This is a genomic window from Bradyrhizobium centrolobii, assembly GCF_001641635.1.
Classification (GTDB): domain Bacteria; phylum Pseudomonadota; class Alphaproteobacteria; order Rhizobiales; family Xanthobacteraceae; genus Bradyrhizobium; species Bradyrhizobium centrolobii.
Genome location: NZ_LUUB01000096.1, coordinates 57,203 through 75,681, shown reverse-complemented (window position 1 = coordinate 75,681; position 18,479 = coordinate 57,203). Strand labels below are relative to the sequence as shown.

The following is an 18,479-nucleotide window of genomic DNA, read 5'->3' as shown; positions in this document are numbered from 1 at the left end:
CTGCAAACCGGAGCAACAGCGCTCGCGCCGTTGCTCGCGGAGATTGTCAATCCGCCGCTCGTATGCGAGAGTAGCATCCTTCCGTTTCGATCGACGCATTGCAGCCGTAACCATTTGGGAGCTGGATGTGAGCATTCTGGTCGAACTCCCTCCCGATCAATACGATCGGAACGCGTTTGCGAATTTCAACGAAAATTCCGGCGATTTCGATCTCGACATCGCGCGCGCGATGATGTGGATGTCGCAGCTCGCCTACGAGACCCATGTGCCGAAGACGATCGAGACAGTCTCCGGCTTCTGGGATTTGGCGGACGTCAGGACGCTGATTCAGCCCCTGAAATCGACGCTGCCTCTGTCCGACACCCGCGGCGTCATCGCGCGAAAGGGCGGCGCGACGATCGTCGCCTTTGCCGGCACCGATCCGCTCAACCTGCTTAACTGGGTTAGCGACTTTACCCTCGGCCGGCCGAAGGCATTCGTTCACGAGGGTTTCCGTGAGGCCGCGGCGGCCGTTTGGAACGACGTCAAGGCGGCGCTCACGTCGGCAGGGGCGGCCGGCGCGCCGATCTTCATCACCGGGCACAGCCTTGGAGCGGCAATTGCGGTGGTCATCGCCGATTTCGCGCGGCAGCAATTGCAGCTCACCAAAGCGCAGATTTATCTCTATGGCTGTCCGCGCGTTGGTCTGGTCGAATTCGTCACGCCTTACGACAACATGTTCGGCAGGATGACGTATCGCCTGGTGCACGGCACCGATATCGTCCCCACCGTTCCGCCACCCCAACTCGATTTTCTACATGTCGGCCGCTATCTTGCCTGCCAACGGGGCGCGAGGTTTGTCGCCGGCCAACTGACGCCTGATTTCGGTTCCAACGAGCCGCAGCCGAACGCCGGACTTGTCCAGCAACTCATCAATCTTTTCCGCGGTAGATCACTGAACATGCGGACGGACGCTGTCGGCAATCTCTCCGTGCTGCTGCCGCCGGGAATCGGCGATCATCTTCCGGACCGTTACTTGGCCGCACTCGCGCCCGCTCAATAGCAGGCGGCCATTGCTCCGAGCTTCGGATAGAGCCGGTCGATCGCGGTGATCTCGCTTTGCATCTGCGCGATGATCCAGTCGCGGATCTCCGCGGCGATGGGGCGCATCGGCCGGTTGCGTGGCGGCAGGAATTCACAGATGCGCCGCGTCGTGGTCAGCGTGTCGGATGCCGGCACCAGCGCGCCGGTCAGGAGCCAGTGCGAGGTCACGGTCAGCCAGCCGAGCGCGATGCCCTGGCCGAGCAGCGCTGCCTGCACCACGACCGCATAGTCAGTGAAGCTCAACGCCTTGGCCGGACCGCGGCGACGGGTGAGGAACGATGGATAATCCGCCGCCCAGTCGCCCGGCGTATCGGCGAGACGGATGATCGTGTTGCCTTCAGCGGGTTCGCTCTCGCCGAGATAGGCAGGGCTGCACACCGGCAGCATGACTTCCTTCATCACGAGCGTGCCGCCGGATGAGGGCTCGTCGCGGTCGCGAAAGCGCATGCCGAGGTCGACATTCTCCACCGGTCCGCGCAGCGCGCCGGAAATGAGCTGGAAGCGCAGGTCGACCTGCGGAAACTGCCGCTGCAGCTTGTCGATGCGCGGCATCAGCCAATGCGTGGTGAAGGCGGAGGAGACCGAGAGCGTCACCGTCTCGGTGCCCTTGCGGCGGCGCTCGATCTCGACCAGTCCGCTTTCGATGCTGCGAAAACCCTCGAGCACGCGGCGATAGAGCAGTTCGCCTTCCTCGGTGAGGACCGCGCGCCCCGCTGTGCGATCGAACAGGCGCACGCCGAGATGCTCCTCGAACTGGCCGAGCATCCGGCTCACCGCCGGCTGGGTGACGTTCAGTTCAGCCGCCGCCGCCGTGAAGCTGCCGTTTCGCGCCGCTGCGTCGAAGACGAACAGGGCGTTACTGGAGGGCAGCATCCGTCGCAACTCGGGCATAACGCCATGTTATGAGCCCGGTAAGAATTTGGCAATTGCCGAGTTTTGCCAAGTCTGGTGTCATTGGCATGACAGCCTTGAGACCGGGCGCGCGACAGCAGATTGCGCGCTTCGAACGCTGCAATCGCCAGCTGCTCCGCTCGCCCTGTCTATAAAACAAGCTTATGGCGCGCAGTGGGGCACGCCAAGGGATGGACGATAGACGAGGTCGATCGTTGGTCAAACGAGCGGAAAGCGTCGAGATCAGGTCCGCGAGCAAGGCTTACGGCGCCGTTCGCGCCCTCGATGACGTATCGCTCAACGTCGGCGCCGGCGAGTTCGTCTCGCTGCTCGGCCCGTCCGGCTCCGGCAAGACCACGCTGCTCGGCATATTGGGCGGCTTCGTCCTGCCTTCCTCCGGCTCGATCCATTTCGGCGGTCGCGACGTCACCTACATGCCGCCGCACAAGCGCGACCTCGGCGTCGTGTTCCAGAACTATGCGCTGTTTCCGCACATGAGCGTCGGCGAGAACGTCGCCTTTCCCCTGCGGGCGCGGCGCCTGCCGAAATCGATCTGGCCTGACAAGGTGCGCGCGGCGCTCGCGATGGTCGGGCTTGCCGGCTACGAGGAACGCGGCATCGCGCAACTGTCCGGCGGCCAGCGCCAGCGCGTGGCGCTGGCGCGTGCCATGATTTTCGAGCCGCGTCTGATCCTGATGGACGAGCCGCTGTCGGCGCTCGACAAGCAGCTCCGCGAATCCATGCAGATCGAGCTACGCGCGCTGCACAAGCGCATCGGCGCCACCATCATCTACGTCACCCATGACCAGCGCGAGGCGCTGACCATGAGCGACCGCGTCGCCGTGATGAAGGACGGCAGGCTGATCCAGATCGACGAGCCCGAGCGCCTGCACGACCATCCCGCCGATTCCTTCGTCGCGAGCTTCATCGGGGAAGCCACCTTGTTGCCCGTCCGGCGCGTCGATGCCTCAAGCGTCGCGCTCGGCAATGCCCTGTTGCGCAGCGCGCGCGCCATTCCTAGCGGCGACGCCCTGATGCTCGCCGTGCACAGCGAGAAGCTTCTGATCGAAGACGGCGCACAGGATGCAGCCTGCAACCGGCTGACCGGCACCGTCACCGACATCGTCTACCAGGGCGAGAGCCTGCGCATCTTCCTGGCGCTCGCCGGCGGCATCGCGCTCAGCCTGCGCCAGCCGGCCTACCACCAGGCGTACAGCCGCATCCCGCCGCTCGGCGGCAGTCTCACCGTCACCCTCCACCCCGAGGACACGATCGTCGTGCCCAGGGTGGACTAACTCCTCGCCATCCTTGTTCCAACCCGAGAGAAGAAGCCCATGCCGTCCCCAGCCTCGTTCAGCAACTTCAAGGTTCTCACCTTCGACGTCGTCGGTACCTTGATCGATTTCGAGACCGGCGTGCTCTCCGCGGTACGCAGGATCTCGGGCAAGACTCCGGCCGAGCTCAGCGACGACCAGATCTTCGAGTCCTACAAGCGCGGCCGCGACAAGCATTACGAGCGCTCGAGCGAGGTGATGTTTCACGTCTATCGCTATCTCGCCAAGGAGCTGGGACTGCCCGCTGACGACGCGTCCTGCGACGTGTTCCAGCTCGCCGTGCTGCGCTGGGCGCCGTTCGCGGACTCCGTCGAGGCGCTCAAGCGCCTGCGCACGAAATTCCGCCTCGTCGCGATGACCAATGCCGACCGCGTCGCGCTGTCCTGCTACGCACACGCGCTCGGCAATCCCTTCGACGACACCGTGTGCGCCGACGACACCGGCGTCGCAAAACCCAATCCAGAGTTCTTCGCCTACAACAAGGGCCGTCAATCGGCGTTCGGCTACAAGCAGTCCGACATCCTCCATGTCGCGCAGAGCCAGTACCACGACATCGGGATCGCGCGAAAGCTCGGCTACAAGGTGTGCTGGATCGAGCGCCGACAGGGCATCGCGGGCTTCGGCGGCACGCCCGCCGTCGAGACGCTGACCAAGCCCGATTTCCATTTTTCGACCTTGAAGGCTCTTGCCGATGCGGCCATTGGGCCTGCGGCGTAATCCGTGAGCGCGGGTATGACACGGGACTGGAGCGCAGTGCCATTGGCCAACTCGCTGTGGGCAGCCACGGCCGAGCCGGCGCGCGCCTTTCCGGTCCTGTCGGGCGAGCATCAGGCTGACGTGGTGATCATCGGCGCGGGCTATACCGGGCTATCCGCGGCGCACCACATCGCCAAGAGCGGCCTGTCGCCGGTCGTGCTCGAAGCCAACCGCCCTGGTTGGGGCGCGAGCGGCCGCAATGGCGGAGTGATCACCGCAAAATTCCGCCTGTCGTTCCGCGAGGTCGATGCCCTGCACGGCCGCGCCATGGCGCAGCGCATGTACGAGATCGCGCATGAATCGACCGACATCGTCGAGGAGCTGGTGTCCGAATTCGGCATCACCAGCGCCGCATTGACGCGCACCGGCCAGGTCAAGGCCGCGCACAACGAGACGACGCTGAAGGCAGCGATCAATGAGGCCAACTGGATGAAGCGCGAGATGGGCGATGCGGAGGTCCGCATCCTCGACAAGCGCGAAGTGCGCGATGAAACTGGCTCCGATACTTTCGTCGGCGGCGTCCTCAACCCCGGCTCCGGCGGGATCCATCCGTTGAATTATGTCCGCGGCCTCGCCGACGGTCTCGCGCGCCGCGGCGTCGCGATCTTCGAGGAATCGCCGGTGCTAAAACTCCGGCGCGAGCGAGACGGGATCGTCGCCGGGACGCCGCACGGCGCGGTGCGCGCGAAGCAGGCGATCATCGCCACCAACAGCTATTCCGACCTGACGGACGCGACCGCGCACATGCAGCGCGCGCTGATCCCGTTCCGCAGCGCCATCATCGCGACCGATAAGCTGCCGCGCAATCTCGCCGGACGCCTGATGCCGACGGGACGCACCTACACCGAGACGAAGCGCATGATGCGCTGGTTCCGCATGGTCGACAATCGCGTGATCTTCGGAGGTCGCGGCGCCTTCGGCAAGCAGGACTCGGAAGCCGCCTTCGGCGCGTTGCGCAAGGCGATGGTCGGCATCTTCCCTGATCTCGCCGACGTGCCGCTCGCGTTCAAATGGTCGGGCCTGGTCGGCATGACGCTCGATTCGGTGCCGCATATCGGCCGGCTTGACGACCGCACGCTGTTCTCGACGGGCTACAATGGCGCGGGCGTTGCGATGTCCAGCCTGATGGGCCGCTATCTCGCCGCCTTCGTGCGCGGCGAAGCGCCTGAGGTCGGGCTGCTCGATGCGCGCCGGCTCAAGCCTATCCCGTTCTATCCGCTGCGCGAGCCGGCCGTGCGCATGGTTGCCGGCTGGTACCAGTTTCTGGATGCGATCGGACAATGAGATCCTGTTTGGTGATGGAGGAGGCGAGGATGAGAACGAAACTGGACGTCAGACTTGGCTACGCTCTGTTGGGCGCTTCGCTCGGCTTGATCGGACTGGCTGGCACCGCGGCCAATGCGGCGGAGCAGATCACCTTCGTCTCGCAAGGCGGCGCCTATCAGCAGGCGCAGACCGTGGCGATCCTCGATCCTTCCGCCAAGAAGCTCGGCATCACCATCAACCAGGACTCGATTCCCGATGCCTGGCCCGCGATCAAGACTCAGGTCGGCAGCGGCAAGCCGATCTGGGATGTCGTGGACACACCGACCGGCTATTGCCTGCGCGGCGGCGAGCAAGGGTTGATCGAAAAACTCGACTTCTCGAAGATCCCGAACGCCGCGGCGATGCCGGAGGCGTATCGCAGCCCCTACTCGATCTCCTATGAGTTCTATTCGAGCGTGCTCGCCTATAGTCAGAAGACGTTCCCGAAGGACGCGCCGAATAGCTGGGCGGATTTCTGGGACGTGAAGAAATTCCCCGGCCGCCGCGCACTGCGCAACCATCCGATCGCAACGCTCGAAGCGGCATTGATGGCCGATGGCGTTGCGCCGGACAAGCTCTATCCGCTCGACGTCGATCGCGCCTTCAAGAAGCTCGAAGAGATCAAGCCGCACATCACGGTGTGGTGGACCTCCGGCGCGCAGTCGGCGCAACTCCTGAACGACGGCGAGGTCGACATGGAGATGGCCTGGAACGGCCGCGTCAGCGCGGTCGCCAAGGAGGGCGCGAAAGTGTCCTTCACTTACAACCAGGGCATCCTTCAGAGCACCTCGCTCTGCATCCTCAAGGGAGCGCCGAATCTCGAGACGGCGGTGAGATTCCTCAACGAGGCGGTCGATCCCGTGCATCAGGCCAACCTGCCGCTCAATATCGACTATGGCCCGGGCAATCCCAAGGCGTTCGAGACTGGCGTGATCAAGCCCGAGCGCGCCGCGCAGTTGCCGAGTGAGCCGGCCAACGCTGCCAAGCAGGCACTGATGTCCTACGCCTGGTGGTCGTCGCCCGCAGGCGAGGCGGCCGAAAAGCGCTGGGCGTCCTTCATGCAGAAGTAACCGAAGCGAGGCAGCGTTGACGACATCCGTGCCAGATCCCTCCCAAAAACATCAGCGCCGCGAGCACGGGCTGATGCTGGCCCTGGTGTCGCCGGCGCTGCTCGTGATCCTCCTGCTGATCGTGCTGCCGGTCGGCTGGCTTGCCTGGCAGTCGGTCTACCATGATGGGTTCACGCTGGAGAACTATCGCCGCATCCTCGCCGAGGATGTCTACTGGCGCAGCTTCGCACTGACCTTCGAGATCAGCCTGTCTGTCACTGTGCTCACGCTGCTGCTTGGCTATCCCGTGGCCTATCTCGCCAACGCCGTGCCGCGAGCGTGGAGTATCGTCATTCTCGCGCTCGTCGTGCTGCCGTTCTGGACCAGCGTGCTGGTCCGCGCCTATGCGTGGCTCGCGCTGCTTCAGCGCACCGGCGTGATCAACCAGCTCCTGCGCTATCTCGAGGTGATCAGCGAGCCGCTCGCGCTGGTCCACAACACGTTCGGCACGGTGGTGGCGACCGTGCACATCCTGCTGCCCTTCATGGTGCTGCCGCTCTATGCCACCATGCAGAAGATCCCGAACGATTTGATGCAGGCCGGCGCCAGCCTTGGCGCGAATCCCGCGCTGACCTTTCTCCGCGTCTTCCTGCCGCTGTCGCTGCCCGGCGTGCTTGCGGGCTCGACCATGGTCTTCGTGCTCTGCCTCGGCTTCTACATCACGCCCGAGCTGCTCGGCGGCGGCCGCACCGTGATGGTGTCGATGCTGGTGAGCCGCAATGTCGAGCTCTACAACCAGTTCGGCGCGGCGAGCGCAGTCGCCGTGGTGCTGCTCGTCAGCGTGCTCCTGATCTTCTTCGTCGTCAGCCGCTTCATCTCACTCGATCGCGTGTTGGGGCAGAAATGACGCGATTATCCCCCGCCCGGATCGCCCTGTATGTCATTTGCGCCCTGGTGCTGGTCTATCTGATCCTGCCGGTCGTGATCATCGTGCCGATCTCGTTCTCCAGCGCGCGCTTCCTGACCTTCCCGCCGCCCTCGCTGTCGCTGCGCTGGTATCAGCAGTATTTCGCCAATCCGGCCTGGATGCAGGCGACGCGGGTGACGCTGATGCTCGCGCTCCTCACTGTCCTGATCGCGACGCCGCTCGGGGTCGCTGCCGCTTACGCCATCAGCCAGTCGAAGCTGCGCATCATGCGCCTCATCCATATGGCGCTGCTGCTGCCGCTGGTGGTGCCGATCATCATCACCGCGGTCGGCATCTTCTTCGTCTATGCCTGGATCGGCCTGGTCGCGACCATGCCGGGCCTCGTGCTCGCCAATGTGATGCTGGGTTTGCCCTATGTCGTCATCTCCGTGCTCGCAGGCTTGCAGAGCTTCGACCCTGCGCAGGAGATGGTGGCACGCAGCCTCGGCATGAACCGCCTGCGCAGCTTCTTTGCGGTGACGCTGCCGCAGATCAAGTCCAGCGTGGTCGCCGGCGGCATCTTCGCCTTCATCTCGGCCATGGACGAGACCATCGTCGCGCTTTTCATCTCCGGTGGCCAGTATCAACCGCTGACCAAGCGCATGTTCACCGCGCTCCGCGACGAGATCGACCCGACGATTGCCGCGATCTCGACGCTGATGACGGCGGCCTCCTTCATGCTGGTGCTGCTGGCAAGTACGCGGCAGAAGAAAAGCGGGTGAGGGCGCCCATCGCGGCGCTTCCAACCAAAAGCTCGAAAACAACCCCATGCAAAGTAGAACGGCCGTCGCCGGCAAGGAGGCCTCGCGCGGCGCCAGACATTGAGGGGGCGGGCAAATCAGCGAAATGGGCGCATCACCGTGCGGACTCGATTGCTTTGCTGCACCCGCAATCATCAGCTGGTGGCATGTGCATCCGTATTCTCGATGTCATCGCCCGCGAAAGCGGGCGATCCAGTATTCCAGAGGCTGTGCGAGGATACGGAGAAGCTGCGGCGTACTGGATTCCCCGCTTTCGCGGGGAATGACAGGCGGGATGTGGAAGCTCTTCCGACCCAACGCAGGCCGTCCGAGCGAGCAGCCCGATCAGCCCTGCTATCCTCACGCCTTCCCCGCCAGCCACGCCAAGATCATCTCCACGATCTGCTGCCGGCTCCTCGCCAGCACCTTCGGCTCGCTGAGGTCGCGATCGAACAGCGCGCCGAAGGTGTGGCGGTTGGCGACGCGGAAGAAGCAGTAGGAACTGATGGCCAGATGCAGGTCGATGGCGTCGACGTCGCCACGGAAGACGCCTTCCTCGCGGCCGCGTGCGAGGAGGCGATCGAGCGTTGAGATCACGCTGGCGTTGAGCTGGCGCAGTTGCGGTGTCTGCTTGAGATGCCTGCCGTAATGGATGTTCTCGATGCTGACGAGGCGGATGAAGTTCGGATTGCGCTCGTCGTGGTCGAAGGTCGCCTCGATCAGCCGGCGCAGTCCCTCGCGCGCGTCGCAGCTTCCGATGTCGAGCTGATCCTCCAGCGCGCGAATGCTGCGATAGGCCTCCGCCAGCACCGCGAGGTAGAGCTGCTCCTTGCCGCCGAAATAGTAATAGATCATCCGCTTCGATGTGCGGGTGCGCGCCGCGATCGCATCGACGCGGGCGCCGGAATAGCCTTCGCGGGCGAATTCCAGCGTCGCCACTTCGAGGATGTCGCGCTTGGTGCGCTCGGGGTCGTTGGTGCGCTTCGGTGGGGGCGGCATGCGCTCGAGCATCACTGTTTCTCCCGCCAGTTCTATGGATCACCTTGAAGGTGAAGGCAAATTTCGTCCGTCCAGGCATCGTCTCGGAACGATCTTGCATAAACGTACTAGTTCGTACATTATGGATCCAAACCAAGCTTGCGGCAACAAGAACCAGAAAACTCGCGCGAGGCGGTCAGCCGCCTGACGTGAGCCGCACCGCCACACACCGGGAGGAGATTTCGTGAGCCTGACGTCAACCGCATCGCTACATGCGCCATCCGCCACCGTGGCCACTAAGAACAAGCTGCCGAAGCGCGCCGCGCTCGTCAGCTTCGTCGGCAGCATGCTCGAATACTACGACTTCTTCATCTACGGCACCGCGGCCGCGCTGATCTTTCCAAAAGTGTTCTTCGCCAATGTCGACCCGTCGACCGCGACGCTGCTTGCGCTGCTCTCCTTCGGCATCGGCTATATCGCGCGTCCCGTCGGCGCCATCATCCTCGGCCATTTCGGCGACCGCATCGGGCGCAAGACGGTGCTCCTGTTCACGCTGGTGCTGATGGGCGGCTCGACGCTCGCGATTGGCCTCCTGCCGGATGCGAAAGCGATCGGCAACGCCGCGCCGATCATCCTGACGCTGTTGCGTCTGTTGCAGGGCCTGTCGGCGGCCGGCGAGCAGAGCGGCGCGAACTCATTGACGCTGGAGCATTCCGCCAACTCCAACCGCGCCTTCTTCACGAGCTGGACACTGAGCGGCACGCAGGCCGGCGCGATCCTGGCGACGCTGGTGTTCATCCCGGTGTCGAGCCTGCCGGAGGATCAATTGCTGGGCTGGGGCTGGCGCATTCCGTTCCTGCTCTCGGCGCTCGTGCTGCTCGTCGCCTATCTGGTGCGGCGGACCATGCCGGAGACGCCCGTCTTCACCGAGATCAAGGACAAGGCGAAGGTCGCCCGCTTCCCGGTGGTCACCCTGTTGCGCGACTACTGGCCGGACGTGCTGCGCGTGATCGTCTGTGCGCTGATCGCCACCGTGAGCACGATGACCGCCGTGTTCGCGCTCGGCTATGCCACGAGCAAATTCGGCGTCGCGCGTCCGACCATGCTGTGGGCCGGCGTGCTCGGCAACGTCACGGCGCTGATCACTCAGCCGCTGTGGGCGCTGCTGGCCGATCGCATCGGCCGCAAGCCGGTATTCATCGGCGGCGCGCTCGGCTGCGCGGTGCTGGTGTTCCCGTACTTCATCGCGGTCACCTCTGGGAACACGCTCGCGATCTTTGCCGCCGCGATGATCCTCTCCGGCATCATCTACGCCGCGCCGAACGCGATCTGGCCGTCCTTCTATGCGGAGATGTTCGAGGCGCGTGTACGCTATTCCGGGACCGCGATCGGCACGCAGCTCGGCTTCCTCGCCGCCGGCTTCACGCCGCTGGTGAGCGCGAGCCTCGTCGGCGAGGGGCCGAACGGCTGGATCCCGGTCGCGGCCTTCGTCGCCTGCTGCTGCGTCATTGCAGCAGCAGCGGCGGCCACCGCGCGCGAAACCCACACCGTCGACATCGCCGATCTCGGCAAGCGGCGCGCTTGAGCGAAGACAGGATAACGATCGCATGCTGACCAACGCAGTTCCGACCACGAGCGGGCCCATTGTCGGCGCCGAGCAGGCGGGCGTACGCGCCTTCAAGGGCGTGCCGTTCGCGATCGCGCGGCGCTTTGCCAAGGCAGCGCCGCCCCGCGCGTGGACGGAGCCGCGCCGATGCACGGACTACGGCGCTTATGCGCCGCAGCCCGGTCATCTTGATCATGCGATTGAGGCGTCCTGTCTCAGCCTGAACATCTGGACGCCGGCAGCGGCCGATCGCCCGCTGCCGGTATTGATCTTCATCCATGGCGGCGCCTTCGTCACCGGCGGTGGCGCCGACTATGACGGCGGCTTCCTCGCCGCGCACGGTCCGGCCGTCATCGTCACCATCAACTACCGGCTCGGGCCGCTCGGCTTCCTGCAACTGCATCGCCACGGATTGGACGAGGCCAACAACCTTGCCATCTCGGATGCGCTCTTAGCGCTCGACTGGGTTCACGCCAACATCGCGACTTTCGGCGGCGATCCGGACGCGGTGACGCTCTCGGGCCAGTCGGCCGGCGCCTCCATGGTGATCGCGCTGGCAACCCTGCCGCAGGCCAAAGGCAAGTTCATCCGCGCCCTTGCGCTCAGTGCGCCCGGCCGAAACATCATGAGCGCGGATCATGCCGACGATGTCGCGCGCCGCTTGCTCGCCGAGCTCGGGCTTGCGCGCGAGCCGAGCGCGACTGCGAGCGTGCCGTTGCCGCAGCTCTTTGCAGCGACGGAGCGCATCAGTCGCAGGCTGGCGGATGAGACGGACTCAGGCACCGTGTTCGGCCCGGTGCTCGACGGCGCCGTGATCCCGCGCGAGCCGCGCGATGCCTTTGCCGATGGAAGCTTGCGCGGCATTTCGCTCTGGCTCGGCTCCTGCCGCGACGAGATGGTGATGTTCCTGAAGAGCACCCCGCCGGCCGCGATGATCCGCGTCACCGAGCGGCAGGTGCGCGTCGCATTCGGCGATGCCGGCTGGGATCGTTTGCTCGCCTGCTACCGCGCGACGGCGCGCGCGGACCAGGACGCCTATGAGGCGCTGCTGTCGGATGCGTTTTGGCATCGCCCGATGGCCGATCTCGCGCGGCATCACGCTGCGGCGGGTGGTGCGGTATGGCTGAGCCGGTTCGACCATCGCCCGGCGCTGGAGCCGTTCCTGTCGCAAGGACCGACCCACGGCGCCGACAATGCCTGCCTCTGGGCGCATCTGCCCGGCTTCATCGATCGCCCGATTCTGCGGCGCAAGGGCGGTCCGATGACGCCAACGGATGTCGAGGTGGCCGCGCGGTTTCAGGCGAGCGTGCTGCGCTTCGTCGCCACCGGCGTGCCGGATGTTGCGGACGTCTGGCCGCAGTTCAGGTTGGACGCCGAACCTCTCGCGATCTTCGATCAGCCGTTCTCCGTCACGCGCGCAAATGCCGGCGAGCGTTTCCGCATGTGGGGTGAGCTCCTGTCGCAACCCGGCGCGGCGCAGGCTGCAACCGCGACACGGAGTGTGGTCGAGGGCGTGCGCTCATAACGGCGCGGACGTCAGCTTCCGACGGCCAAGCGGAGATCCTACGATCAGTCAGAGCATTACCGCTCGTGACCCTGGCTGTGTAAAAACGCGAAGGATCGAAGCGCGACTAGAATTACACTCTTCAGCGCGTCGTCTAAGCAGAAGTCGCTTGCGGGCTTGAGCACCAGAACGGTCTTGGACGAATAGCATGTTCTAACGCGCTCAAACGTCTTGGCGTTTTCACACAGCCAAGACCCGAAGCGGACTTCTCCGCATGCCTCGGACGTAAGCTGACCTATATACAGTCGCCTTTCAATCCCACTGGAATCCATATGGCGTCGGGCACATCCTCCCGCGCGTCAATGTCGGTGTCGTAAGGGCGCCGCGTTCTCTGCTGGATAACAGGAGACTGCGATGTCACGTGGCGCGGTAGTGCTGGCGATCCAGCTTTTCGTAAGTGTGGTGATCACTTCAGTGGGCTTATGGGCATTGTTGTGGCCGAAGCGGTTACAGCAATATGTGAACACGAACTATGCCCTACTGCCCGCGGTCAGAGAGGGGTGGCGGCCTACGGCAATCGTGCTTCGTCTCGTCGGCGTTTTCCTGATCTGGTATGGTTACACGCTGGCGGCTGCTTATCGCGCGGAGCTACTTTGGCTCGCCCATATCTTTGGGATCATTTAGCCCTCGTCGCTTGCGGAATTCTGTTAGAGTCCGCCAATGTGGTGCTAGATAGGACTGGCCCGTGCAATCTGCAGTGTGCGTCCGCATCTGGCCATCAGCGAAGTTGACGGCACGCCTCCTTGAGACCGCTCAATGGGGCATACCGGACTTGATTTGCTCATGATGAGTTCTTCGCATTTTGACCCATAGCGGTCCGGCACGTGGTCTAACGCGTGCGTTCTCCGTCTTGGTTCCGACGCGCCGAAGCCTAATCGTCTCAATAGCGGCTGCCATGGCGAAAAGTGATAGGATCAATATTGCTCAGGGCGGGAATCGGACGGCAGCAACGCTTTTGAGGAGGTTTTCAAATGCACGGTCGCATCTTGGGACTCACGACATCTGCTCTCATTCTGGCGTACGGCACTGTGGGTGCCTTTGCACAAAACCAAATGGCCCCCCAACCAGATCAGCAACAAACGCAATCGCATCCCATGGGCCAGGAAGGCGGGGGCACGATGGGGCACGGAAGCATGATGGGCGGCGGCATGATGGGACATATGATGGGACGGGGCATGATGGGCGGGCGCGCGATGGGACCACCGATCATGATGCGCATGATGTTCGCTCTGATGGACGCCGATGGCGACGGGACCATTTCATTGCAGGAGTTTCAGGCGGCTCACGAACGAATCTTCAAGGCAATGGACACGAACAAAGATGGCAAGCTTACCATGGAAGAGATGCAGGCGTTCATGAACGGGAGCAGGTGACCGGGTTGGTTCCGCGTCAAGTCCGCCCGGGCAAGCAGGCAACTAGGCTACTGACAGCTGCTCGCTCGGGTGAATAGCCGGAACAGGCCAGCTTATTAACGAGCGGATGTTCGCCGCATTGAGAAAGCGCAGCAAAACCCGAAGCGGAAATCCTCTCATTTGCTGTACGGAACGACAGTCCTTGGGCCACTGCGATAAGCGTGGGATTTGTTGGTTCTGACTCCCTGCGCATAGATGTCTGCTCGTGGAGCGTAGACATCGATGCCCTGCGCATAGATATCGCCGTGGCCGATTTGTTGCATCGTGGGAGGAACAGACGATTTGGGCCCGCCCTGATACTGCTGAGCCGTACTGGACTCTGTCAGGAATGGCGTGATGAGTGTGACTGCAGGTGATCTCGGGATCGCCCGCCTTTGCCTTGAGCTATGCCGGAAAGACCGTGACCGGCAGCCGCACCGAACTCGGCATCCGCTCCGACAAATCCTTCACGCTTGCGACCGCCGTGCTCACGCTGCGCAGCCGCTTCGCCTGGGCGCACGACTATCATCCCGACCGGTCGGTTGCTGCGACCTTCCAGGCCCTGCCGGGCGCGAGCTTTGTCGTCAATGGTGCGGCGCAGGCGAGTGTCCGCGCTCACCACCGCACCCGTCGAGATGAAATGGCTGAATGGCTGGTCCGCGGTGGCGACTTTCGAGGGAGAGTTCTCCAGCGTCACCGCGTCCTACGCCGGCAAGGGCGTCCTGCGGCACGTGTGGTGATACTTGCTGAGCGAAAGCGCGTGGATGTCCGTTTCTGGGCCCAACTCGGACCTTTGCTGAGGCCTGCTATTGGGCCGCTACCAGATGCACTGCGGACCTCATATGCGCCCTGAATTGCCGCAGGGGTTTACGAGCATCTGTCCTGTTTCGCCTCGTGAACCCGGCGCAAAATCGCCTTCAGCTGCTCGCTGCGCGGCTGGCAATCACGCCTTGGCAGCAACGTATCCATAAAAATTCATAAGGAAGTCCCGAACGGGGAGGGGCTTTATGGCACCGGTTTTTTTATCCGGATGCGGTATCTCGTAACCTCCGTTGCCCCATGAAAAAACTTTCGCCTTCACGTAGCCGTTCACCACTTGTATCTTCTCTCGCAGCACGACCCAGTGCATCGTAAACGCGGAGCCTTTATCGGACTGGTCGTCGTAGTCCGTCATATTGGCGCTTATGAAAAGACATACGCGATATCCGTCGGCGAGCAGGGCGTTGGCTTCGTTTACATCGTCGATGTCTTTGTTCAATCGCGAAATGTTGGTGTTCTCGCGAACGTCCCGGTACCCTGCCTTGCGAAACCATTGCTCCATTTCGCTCGGCAAGGTGATACCCGCGACATCGCTGATCTTGCCTGTGTCGTCGAAATCGAGGAACCAATTTTCCGAATCGCGTATGGAGGCGCATGTCAGCCAATCGACGTGGTCCAGCGACCAGGGCGGGGTGAAGTTCCTCACATCCTTACCCGGCTTGATCAGCAGGCGGCCGAGGTTCGCCTGCCCCTTCTGATAGAGGTCGATCGCGAACCGCGCGTAATCCCCCGGCTTATCGGATGCGTAGCTGAACATCAGCGCGGAGGGGCCGCACAGACTTCCCTTGTCCTGATCGATGAGGCTCGGCTTCGCAATGCGCCTGAGAATGCCTATCCCGACGCGGTGTGGGTCGAGCTTCGGAAAGAACGTCGTCCTCGTGTTCTTGAGGAAATCGCAGACCATTTCCGCGGCGATTTTCTTGTGGTCCGAATTGAGGTCGTAGGGTCCGACCCCGAGCCACTTCTTCTTTTCGTCGCCGACGAAAAGCGTGATGAGCTTTTTCGACGTAGGGGTGAGCGTTCTGGAGGTATTGGCAATGGTGAGCAGGTCGTCCAACTCGAATGCGGTGACCATGCCGTCCGTGACGGTGGCCCTGATGATATCGACCACCTCCGCGTAATCCAGCTTTGAATCGTCGGCGAGGCCTTTGCTAAGTGCGGCATTGACGGAAGGGGTCGCGATCGCATCCCATTGGCCCTTTGGCGTAGGGGGCTTGGCGGCTGCCTTTGTCGAGAGGTCAACGAGCCGATTGAATGTCGGGCCGGCAGGTCGAACATAGCCGTCGGGCGTGCCGGGGAAGTTCTTTTGCTGGAAATACAGAATCGAGCTGTAAAGGCTGTCGCTGGCGTGACCGGTCACGACCAGCTGCGGTTTGAGCGTGTTCTCGGCACCTCCGTCGGAGATGGCGATCTTGTTGAGCAGCGAAATGACCAGCTCCTGGTCCTTTTTCCAGTTCTGGCAGCTGCGACCCGTCGCCGCGAACCGTCCGACCTTGTCTTTCAACTGCAGCATATGCGTCTCCCGGAACAGGAAATGCTGCCTCGAACCTCCTGACATACCGCCGGCGTTGAGGCACGCGCTGTGGCAAGTCTTCCCCCTGTTGCGTTGGTCGCGCCTGCCGCCCCTTGTGTTCACTCGCAAGGAGAGCGGCTGTCCTGCGGTGACGTTCACGAGTGCGTTAGCGCTGCCATCTTTTCTCATGCTGCTTGCCGCGTCGAAGGTGCAACGCAACGTCGCATGGTGGAGTTTCCATCGCCGAGGTATTCTGCTCGACCTTGAGATGCCGGGGTTTCGCCATGCACTTCGGAATCAAAGCACTGACGGCCGGCCTAACTCTTTGCTTTTTGCATTTGACACCAGCTATCGGAGCTGACGTCAAACAGGTCAGCGCCAATGGTACGCAATTCGCCTATATCGAGGCTGGGCAAGGCGATCCCGTTGTCCTGGTACACGGCGGACTTCAGGACTATCGCTTTTGGAATGTGCATCTTCCGGTGTTCGCGAAAAGCTACCGTGTCATCGCCTACAGCCGGCAGAACCACTTTCCGAACGCAACGAGCAGGGACGGTCTGCCTGATGCCGCGGCAGACGTTCACGGCGAGGATTTGGCCGCCATCCTGACGGAGCTCGGCATCAAGCGAGCTCGCATAGTTGCTCACTCTGCCGGTGCACATGCCGCGCTGTTCTTCGCCTCCAATCACCCCGAGATGGTGCAAACGCTGATCATCAATGAACCCCCGGCGACAGGCCTGCTCGCCGGAACGCCCGGAGGCGCGGAGGTCTTGAAGGAGTGGAACGTTCGATTTGCGTCCACACGGGAGGCATTCAAAAAAGGTGAGGTCGAGACCGGGCTGCGGCTCTTTGCCGAAGGAGTCGGCGGCCCCGGCACCTACGACCGACGGTCCGAGAGCGAGCGCAAGATGATGTCGGACAATGCGCTGTCGGCCGTCGCGGACGTGATATCTAGCCGCCCACGTCCGGTGTTCACCTGCGACATGGCAAAGCGCATTTCGGCACCGACGCTTGTGACAAATGGTGAGCACAGCCCCGAGTTTTTCCAACGCATCGTGGACGAACTGGAACGATGCCTGCCTCAACGAACTCGGGTCAAAATTCCGGACTCATCTCATACCGTGCCAGGAGAAGCGCCTCACGCCTATGACGAGGCCGTACTCGCCTTCATCGCGAACCACTAGCAAGGTTCGGCTGCTCGTGTGCTCCGTGAGGCGTCCTGGTCTGGTGAGTGCCGGCGCGCTCTACCTCTCTCTTTCGCATTCGTCGATCGGGTGACGACCTCGCCACGTGCCACCGACAGCGAGAGACCCTTGAGCACCTCGTGATCGCCGAGCGCCCTGTGGATGTTGAATAGGCCGCCTATCGCGAAAAAATGATGTGCTTCCTGTAGTCATCCGAGAGCGGCGGAATCAATCTCCGTACCGGGAGCGTATCATTCCCCCAGGTCCCCAACGGATCCTTCGTTTCGACCGTCAGCAACACCGGTCTGTGGTCCGGATCCCCTTTGTGTTGGGGTTTCACCTTCATATCTGCGATCCATAATGCGTGCATCGCCATCTCATGCCCCGACCGGCTTCCCGTCGCCATCACGTACTGCTTCACCCATGCGTCGAATGTCGCTGCAGTATCGGCGATGATGTGTCCTCCGGACTCCGGCTTCTGCAGGTGGTTCAGTTGAAAACAGCACACCAGGTGCGGGTCGCCGAAGGCGTGCGGAAACTTGTAGGTTTCCCAATTTCCGCCGGGATGATGACGCCCATGCGTCTGCAGAAACTCCGGCCCTACCAGCGTGCCGGGCAACCCGAAGAGCGTATGCAGATCCGGCGCGCCGGCCAAACGCGCTCCCAGAAATTGCCGGAAGCGGTTGAGCGACATGATATTCTTCCCCAGATTGCATGACCGGAACTCGATGCAATCGATCTTCTTGTCCCGCACCTTATGCATCAGGTCGATAATCCTTGCGAAATGATGCTTGCTGATTCCCATGCGGGCGGTGTCGGCCCCGCTCATCGTCGAGACGCCGGCATCGACGTCCATCAGCTTTTGCAGATCCCAGTGTTCCGTATGCGGTTTCGACTGACTTGGCGCGAGAGGAATGTGCAGTCCCGAGCCATCTTCGTGTCCGTGAATGATCAGAATGAAATTTTTCCACGGCGAAGCGATCAGCAATTCCAGCAGATGTTCGAAGGAAACCTGCGACGTTACTGTATCGACGCGTCCCGCACTCAGCGGTATGGGCGGGAGAAAATTGAACTGCTTGAACCACGCGCGAATATTCTTGTTTATCGCCGCTTCAATGCCCAGCGTGATGACATGTGCCGGAGCGGCCATGGGCGCTCTCCTCTCGAAGATACACGATAGAACCCGACGATGTCAGAACGCCGGATTGGCTGTTGCCTCCGCGGTGCCGATCAGCCGTCACGCCCTATTTCGATTCGTCGCTCCACAGTCCCGTTAGGTTCGGTATCCGCCTCGGCCAG

General features: G+C 62.7%; 16 protein-coding genes and 1 pseudogene. 13 read left to right on the top strand and 4 right to left on the bottom strand.

Annotated features, from left to right (window positions below; genetic code table 11):
- The first annotated feature begins 127 nt into the window (after positions 1–127).
- Complete coding sequence (locus AYJ54_RS35155) at positions 128–1,042, top strand: lipase family protein (protein WP_063706403.1); 915 nt, start codon at positions 128–130, stop codon at positions 1,040–1,042.
- Here the strand turns inward: AYJ54_RS35155 and AYJ54_RS35150 are convergent.
- Complete coding sequence (locus AYJ54_RS35150; protein ID WP_063706402.1) at positions 1,036–1,974, bottom strand: LysR family transcriptional regulator; 939 nt, start codon at positions 1,972–1,974, stop codon at positions 1,036–1,038. The two genes, AYJ54_RS35155 and AYJ54_RS35150, sit on opposite strands and share 7 nt — an antisense overlap.
- 215 nt (positions 1,975–2,189) lie before the next feature.
- Between AYJ54_RS35150 and AYJ54_RS35145 the strand changes: the two genes are divergently transcribed.
- The 6 genes from AYJ54_RS35145 to AYJ54_RS35120 all read left to right on the top strand — a co-directional run bounded on the left by AYJ54_RS35145 (position 2,190) and on the right by AYJ54_RS35120 (position 8,107).
- Positions 2,190–3,269, top strand: a complete 1,080-nt coding sequence (locus AYJ54_RS35145) for an ABC transporter ATP-binding protein (protein WP_082906003.1) — start codon at positions 2,190–2,192, stop codon at positions 3,267–3,269.
- A gap of 39 nt (positions 3,270–3,308) precedes the next feature.
- Positions 3,309–4,025: an HAD family hydrolase gene (locus AYJ54_RS35140; RefSeq protein WP_063706400.1), complete on the top strand. Its 717-nt coding sequence runs from the start codon at positions 3,309–3,311 to the stop codon at positions 4,023–4,025.
- A 15-nt stretch (positions 4,026–4,040) separates the two neighbouring features.
- Positions 4,041–5,348, top strand: a complete 1,308-nt coding sequence (locus tag AYJ54_RS35135) for an NAD(P)/FAD-dependent oxidoreductase (RefSeq protein WP_063706399.1) — start codon at positions 4,041–4,043, stop codon at positions 5,346–5,348.
- 29 nt (positions 5,349–5,377) lie between these two features.
- A complete protein-coding gene (locus AYJ54_RS35130) occupies positions 5,378–6,439 on the top strand; it encodes an ABC transporter substrate-binding protein (RefSeq protein ID WP_063706502.1) in 1,062 nt (353 codons plus the stop codon).
- A 73-nt stretch (positions 6,440–6,512) separates the two neighbouring features.
- The gene (locus AYJ54_RS35125; RefSeq protein WP_063706398.1) at positions 6,513–7,325 is read left to right on the top strand and encodes an ABC transporter permease; all 813 of its coding nucleotides are present in this window, start codon (positions 6,513–6,515) and stop codon (positions 7,323–7,325) included.
- On the top strand, positions 7,322–8,107 hold the full coding sequence (locus AYJ54_RS35120) for an ABC transporter permease (protein WP_063706397.1): 786 nt from the start codon (positions 7,322–7,324) through the stop codon (positions 8,105–8,107). The genes AYJ54_RS35125 and AYJ54_RS35120 overlap by 4 nt, the downstream gene beginning before the upstream one ends.
- A 378-nt stretch (positions 8,108–8,485) precedes the next feature.
- Here AYJ54_RS35120 and AYJ54_RS35115 read toward each other — a convergent pair whose 3' ends face one another.
- Entirely contained in the window at positions 8,486–9,136 is a 651-nt protein-coding gene (locus AYJ54_RS35115; RefSeq protein WP_063706396.1) for a TetR/AcrR family transcriptional regulator, read from the bottom strand.
- A gap of 211 nt (positions 9,137–9,347) precedes the next feature.
- Between AYJ54_RS35115 and AYJ54_RS35110 the strand changes: the two genes are divergently transcribed.
- The 5 genes and pseudogenes from AYJ54_RS35110 to AYJ54_RS48210 all read left to right on the top strand — a co-directional run.
- Positions 9,348–10,688 (top strand): MFS transporter, encoded by a 1,341-nt coding sequence (locus AYJ54_RS35110; protein ID WP_082906002.1) that lies wholly within the window; start codon positions 9,348–9,350, stop codon positions 10,686–10,688.
- 22 nt (positions 10,689–10,710) lie between these two features.
- A complete protein-coding gene (locus tag AYJ54_RS35105) occupies positions 10,711–12,234 on the top strand; it encodes a carboxylesterase family protein (RefSeq protein ID WP_063706394.1) in 1,524 nt (507 codons plus the stop codon).
- A gap of 393 nt (positions 12,235–12,627) precedes the next feature.
- On the top strand, positions 12,628–12,897 hold the full coding sequence (locus AYJ54_RS35095; RefSeq protein WP_063706392.1) for a hypothetical protein: 270 nt from the start codon (positions 12,628–12,630) through the stop codon (positions 12,895–12,897).
- Between the two features lie 347 nt (positions 12,898–13,244).
- The gene (locus AYJ54_RS35090; protein ID WP_063706391.1) at positions 13,245–13,646 is read left to right on the top strand and encodes an EF-hand domain-containing protein; all 402 of its coding nucleotides are present in this window, start codon (positions 13,245–13,247) and stop codon (positions 13,644–13,646) included.
- A gap of 394 nt (positions 13,647–14,040) precedes the next feature.
- Positions 14,041–14,404, top strand: a pseudogene (locus AYJ54_RS48210) (autotransporter outer membrane beta-barrel domain-containing protein); the annotation flags it as partial.
- A 203-nt stretch (positions 14,405–14,607) separates the two neighbouring features.
- On the opposite strand, the gene AYJ54_RS35085 reads toward AYJ54_RS48210, so the two are convergent.
- On the bottom strand, positions 14,608–15,996 hold the full coding sequence (locus tag AYJ54_RS35085; protein ID WP_063706390.1) for a hypothetical protein: 1,389 nt from the start codon (positions 15,994–15,996) through the stop codon (positions 14,608–14,610).
- A gap of 284 nt (positions 15,997–16,280) precedes the next feature.
- Here AYJ54_RS35085 and AYJ54_RS35080 point away from each other — a divergent pair, with 284 nt between their 5' ends.
- Positions 16,281–17,180 carry an alpha/beta fold hydrolase gene (locus tag AYJ54_RS35080; protein ID WP_063706389.1) on the top strand — a complete coding sequence of 300 codons (900 nt, stop codon included), beginning with the start codon at positions 16,281–16,283 and terminating at the stop codon, positions 17,178–17,180.
- Positions 17,181–17,358: 178 nt separating this feature from the next.
- Here AYJ54_RS35080 and AYJ54_RS35075 read toward each other — a convergent pair whose 3' ends face one another.
- A complete protein-coding gene (locus AYJ54_RS35075; RefSeq protein WP_063706388.1) occupies positions 17,359–18,330 on the bottom strand; it encodes a hypothetical protein in 972 nt (323 codons plus the stop codon).
- Positions 18,331–18,479 lie beyond the last annotated feature (149 nt).

What these genes read in the sequence shown, in the direction of transcription:
- AYJ54_RS35095 (WP_063706392.1), top strand. Translation starts at nt 12,628, where the DNA reads ATGTCACGTGGCGCGGTAGTGCTGGCGATCCAGCTTTTCGTAAGTGTG.
- AYJ54_RS35150 (WP_063706402.1), bottom strand. Translation starts at nt 1,974, where the DNA reads ATGCCCGAGTTGCGACGGATGCTGCCCTCCAGTAACGCCCTGTTCGTC.
- AYJ54_RS35085 (WP_063706390.1), bottom strand. Translation starts at nt 15,996, where the DNA reads ATGCTGCAGTTGAAAGACAAGGTCGGACGGTTCGCGGCGACGGGTCGC.
- AYJ54_RS35075 (WP_063706388.1), bottom strand. Translation starts at nt 18,330, where the DNA reads ATGGCCGCTCCGGCACATGTCATCACGCTGGGCATTGAAGCGGCGATA.
- AYJ54_RS35090 (WP_063706391.1), top strand. Translation starts at nt 13,245, where the DNA reads ATGCACGGTCGCATCTTGGGACTCACGACATCTGCTCTCATTCTGGCG.
- AYJ54_RS35115 (WP_063706396.1), bottom strand. Translation starts at nt 9,136, where the DNA reads ATGCTCGAGCGCATGCCGCCCCCACCGAAGCGCACCAACGACCCCGAG.
- AYJ54_RS35125 (WP_063706398.1), top strand. Translation starts at nt 6,513, where the DNA reads ATGCTGGCCCTGGTGTCGCCGGCGCTGCTCGTGATCCTCCTGCTGATC.
- AYJ54_RS35080 (WP_063706389.1), top strand. Translation starts at nt 16,281, where the DNA reads ATGCACTTCGGAATCAAAGCACTGACGGCCGGCCTAACTCTTTGCTTT.
- AYJ54_RS35140 (WP_063706400.1), top strand. Translation starts at nt 3,309, where the DNA reads ATGCCGTCCCCAGCCTCGTTCAGCAACTTCAAGGTTCTCACCTTCGAC.
- AYJ54_RS35135 (WP_063706399.1), top strand. Translation starts at nt 4,041, where the DNA reads ATGACACGGGACTGGAGCGCAGTGCCATTGGCCAACTCGCTGTGGGCA.
- AYJ54_RS35105 (WP_063706394.1), top strand. Translation starts at nt 10,711, where the DNA reads ATGCTGACCAACGCAGTTCCGACCACGAGCGGGCCCATTGTCGGCGCC.
- AYJ54_RS35130 (WP_063706502.1), top strand. Translation starts at nt 5,378, where the DNA reads ATGAGAACGAAACTGGACGTCAGACTTGGCTACGCTCTGTTGGGCGCT.
- AYJ54_RS35120 (WP_063706397.1), top strand. Translation starts at nt 7,322, where the DNA reads ATGACGCGATTATCCCCCGCCCGGATCGCCCTGTATGTCATTTGCGCC.